The sequence below is a fragment of the Hydrogenophaga sp. genome (genome assembly GCF_026125825.1).
GTDB lineage: Bacteria > Pseudomonadota > Gammaproteobacteria > Burkholderiales > Burkholderiaceae_C > Hydrogenophaga.
The window spans coordinates 1-3,970 of sequence record NZ_JAHCKK010000180.1 but is presented as its reverse complement, the minus strand read 5'-3'; the positions used below and the strand labels follow the sequence as shown (position 1 = coordinate 3,970).

General features: G+C 72.8%; 5 protein-coding genes. All 5 read left to right on the top strand.

Annotation, left to right across the window (positions count from 1 at the left end):
* Positions 1 to 784 (top strand): carbamoyltransferase HypF (locus tag KIT86_RS24565; RefSeq protein WP_297403284.1); only part of this gene is annotated, 784 nt, incomplete at its 5' end.
* Positions 775 to 1,053: a HypC/HybG/HupF family hydrogenase formation chaperone gene (locus KIT86_RS24560; RefSeq protein ID WP_297403281.1), complete on the top strand. Its 279-nt coding sequence runs from the start codon at positions 775 to 777 to the stop codon at positions 1,051 to 1,053. The genes KIT86_RS24565 and KIT86_RS24560, both read left to right, overlap by 10 nt.
* On the top strand, positions 1,050 to 2,210 hold the full coding sequence (gene hypD, locus KIT86_RS24555; protein ID WP_297403279.1) for a hydrogenase formation protein HypD: 1,161 nt from the start codon (positions 1,050 to 1,052) through the stop codon (positions 2,208 to 2,210). The genes KIT86_RS24560 and hypD overlap by 4 nt, the downstream gene beginning before the upstream one ends.
* Entirely contained in the window at positions 2,207 to 3,319 is a 1,113-nt protein-coding gene (gene hypE / locus KIT86_RS24550) for a hydrogenase expression/formation protein HypE (protein WP_297403278.1), read from the top strand. Before hypD ends, hypE begins: the two co-directional genes overlap by 4 nt.
* Before the next feature lie 61 nt (positions 3,320 to 3,380).
* Positions 3,381 to 3,970, top strand: a 590-nt coding sequence (locus KIT86_RS24545; protein WP_297403276.1) for a formyltransferase family protein, incomplete at its 3' end; no start/stop codon positions are given.

Below are 3,970 nucleotides of genomic sequence, written 5' to 3'. Positions count from 1 at the left end.
ACTGCTGCGGGTGGACGGCGCGCGCTGCCAGCGCCTGGGCCACCTGCACCCGCTGGCGCTGCCCGGGGGCGACCGCGCCGCGCGCGAGCCCTGGCGCATGGCCGCCAGCGCCCTGCACGCGCTGGAGCGCGGCGCGGAGATCGTGCCGCGCTTCGCGCCCCTGGTGGGCCAGGCCACGGCCAGCGGCGTGCAGCAGATGCTGGCGCGCGGCCTGAACTGCCCGCCCACCAGCAGCGCCGGGCGCTGGTTCGACGCGGCCGCCGCCGCGCTGGGCCTGAGCGTGCGCCAGACCGACGAGGCCGAGGCCGCGATCGCGCTGGAAAGCGCCGCCGCGCGCTGGCTCGACTCGCCGCCCGCGCCGCGCGAGCCCCTGCCCGCCACCTTGGTGGACCTGCTCACCGATGCCCTGCCCGATGGCCAGCGCCGGCTCGATGTGCGCGGCCTGTTCGCCGCGCTGCTCGACGTGCGCGCCGACCGCGTGGACGAGGCGGCCGCGGGTTTTCATCTCGCGCTGGCCGATGCGCTGGCGCACTGGGCCGCGCAGGCCGCGCGCGAGCACGGCACGCAGCAGGTGTGCCTGGGCGGCGGCTGTTTCTTCAACCGCGTGCTGCGCGAGCGCGTGGTCGAGCGCCTGCACGCCGCCGGCCTGCGCGCGCACCTGCCGGGCGCGAAAGGCGTCGGCGACGCCGGGCTGGCCCTGGGCCAGGCCTGGGTGGCCGCGCGCCGCATCGAGACGCTTCAGAACCCATTGCACCCTTCCAAGGAGACCGAATCATGTGCCTAGCCATCCCCGCGCGGCTGGTGGAGCTGCGGCCGAACGACCAGGCCGTGGTCGATCTCGGGGGCATCCGCAAGGAGATCTCCATCGCCCTGGTGGCCGACGTGAAGGTCGGCGACTACGTGATCGTTCACGTGGGCCACGCCATCGGCACCATCGACCCCGAAGAGGCCGAGCGCACGCTGGCCCTGTTTGCCGAGATGGCGGCCCTGAACGCGCAGGGGGGCAGCGAACCCCACGCCGTGGGGAGCGTGGGGGTGGAGGTCCTTTCATGAAATACATCGACGAATTCCGCGACGGTCAGCTGGCGAAGCAGATCGGCGCGCGCATCGCCGCCGAGGCCGACCCCGCGCGCACCTACAGCTTCATGGAGTTCTGCGGCGGCCACACGCACGCGATCTCGCGCTACGGCGTCATGGAGCTGCTGCCGCCCAACGTGAAGATGGTGCACGGCCCGGGCTGCCCGGTGTGCGTGCTGCCCATCGGGCGCATCGACCAGGCGATCGGCCTGGCGCTCTCGCAGGGCGCCATCGTCTGCACCTACGGCGACACCATGCGCGTGCCGGCCTCCGAGAGCCTTTCGCTCATCCGCGCCAAAGCGCGCGGCGGCGACATCCGCATGGTCTACTCCGCCGCCGACGCGCTGGCCCTGGCGCGCCAGAACCCGCAACGCGAGGTGGTGTTCTTCGCCATCGGTTTCGAGACCACCACGCCGCCGACCGCGCTCACCATCCAGCTCGCGCAGCGCGAGGGCCTGACCAATTTCAGCGTGTTGTGCTGCCACGTGCTCACGCCCTCGGCCATCACGCACATCCTGGAGTCGCCCGAGGTGCGCGAGTACGGCACCGTGCCCATCGACGGCTTCGTGGGCCCGGCGCACGTGAGCATCGTGATCGGTGCGGGCCCCTACGAGCACTTCGCCGAGGAGTACCGCAAGCCGGTGGTGATCGCCGGCTTCGAGCCGCTGGACGTGATGCAGGCCATCCTGATGCTGGTGCGCCAGGTCAACGAAGGGCGCGCCCATGTGGAAAACCAGTTCAAGCGCGCCGTCACCAGCGAAGGCAACCTCAAGGCGCAGGCGCTGGTCTCCGAGGTGTTCGAGCTGCGGCCCAGCTTCGAGTGGCGCGGCCTGGGCGAGGTGCCTTACAGCGCGCTCAAGATCCGCGAGGCGTACGCCGACTTCGACGCCGAGCGCCGCTTTGCCCTGACCTACCGCCCGGTGGCCGACAACAAGGCCTGCGAGTGCGGCGCCATCCTGCGCGGCGTGAAGAAACCGACCGACTGCAAGATCTTCGGCACCGTGTGCACGCCCGAGAACCCGGTGGGCTCGTGCATGGTGTCCAGCGAAGGCGCCTGCGCGGCGCACTACGCCTACGGGCGCTTCCGCGACATCCCCATTGCCACCGCCGCCATCGAGGAGGCCACGCCATGAGAACCGACACCGACCAGGCCGCCAGCGGCGAGGCGCCCGCGCCGCGCCCGGTGAAGAAGAACTACACGCGCCCGCTGGACATCAAGCACGGCCGCGTGGACATGGGCCACGGCGCGGGCGGCAAGGCCGCCGCGCAGCTGATCGAAGAGCTGTTTCTCGCCGCCTTCGACAACCCCTACCTGCGCCAGGGCGACGACGGCGCGGTGCTGCCCCTGCCCCGCTTCGACCCCGGCCAGGGCCGGCTGGTGGTCGCCACCGACGCCCACGTGGTCTCGCCGCTGTTCTTCCCCGGCGGCGACGTGGGCTGCCTCTCGGTGCACGGCACGGTGAACGACGTGGCCATGTCCGGCGCCACGCCGCTGTGGCTGAGCGCGAGCTTCATCCTGGAAGAGGGCTTCCCGCTGATCGAGCTGCAGCGCATCGTGCGCTCCATGGCGAAGGCCGCGCAGGAGGCCGGCGTGCCCATCGTCACCGGCGACACCAAGGTGGTGGAGAAGGGCAAGGGCGACGGCGTGTTCATCAGCACCACCGGCATTGGCGTGGTGGCGCCGGGCGTGGAGATCAGCGGGCGCCACGCGCGCCAGGGCGATGTGCTGCTGCTCTCCGGCACCATCGGCGACCACGGCGTGGCCGTGCTCTCGCAGCGCGAGTCGCTGGCGTTCGAGACCACCATCGAGAGCGACACCGCCGCGCTGCACACGCTGGTGGCGGCCATGCTGGCGGCCGCGCCGGGCGCGGTGCGCGTGCTGCGCGACCCCACGCGCGGCGGCCTGGCCACCACGCTCAACGAGATCGCGCGCCAGTCGGGCGTGGGCATGCTGCTGCAGGAGGCCGCCATTCCCGTGCGGCCACAGGTGGACGCGGCCTGCGAACTGCTCGGGCTGGACCCGCTCTACGTGGCCAACGAAGGCAAGCTGGTGGCGGTGTGCGCGCCCGAGGCGGCCGAGACCGTGCTCGCCGCGATGCGCGCGCACCCGCTGGGCGCGCAGGCCGCGCGCATCGGCGAGGTGACGGCCGACCCGCACCACTTCGTGCAGATGGCCACCCGCTTTGGCGGCCGGCGCGTGGTGGACTGGCTCAGCGGCGAGCAACTCCCGCGGATATGTTGACCCCCCTGCGCCGCCGTCGGTGTTGCTGGACAAGGGCACGCCGGGGACGGCACCCCTGGCCATGAACCCTGCGCTGCGCATCCTGCTGCTGTGCCACAGCTTCAACAGCCTCACGCAGCGGCTGTTTGCCGAGTTGCGCGCGCGCGGCCACCGGGTGAGCGTGGAGCTGGACATCAACGACGGCGTGACCGAAGAGGCGGTGGCGCTGTTCCAGCCCGATCTGCTGATCGCGCCGTTCCTCAAGCGCCGCATCCCGGCCAGCGTGTGGCAGGCGCTGCCCTGCCTGGTGGTGCACCCCGGCCCGCCCGGCGACCAGGGCCCGAGCGCGCTGGACTGGGCGGTGCTGCGCGGCGAGCGCGAGTGGGGCGTGACGGTGCTGCAGGCCAATGCCGAGTTCGACGCCGGGCCGGTGTGGGCGCACGCGAGTTTTCCGCTGCGCGAAGCGGCCAAGGGCAGCCTGTACCGGCGCGAGGTCACGCAGGCCGCACTGGCCGCGACCCTGGCCGCCGTGCAGCGCTTCCAGGCCGGCGAGCGCACGGGCGACGCGCCGCCGCCCGCGCAATGGCGGCCCGCGATGCGCCAGGACGACCGCGCCATCCGCTGGGCGGAGCACGGCACGGCCGAGGTGCTGGCGCGCCTGCGCTGCGCGGA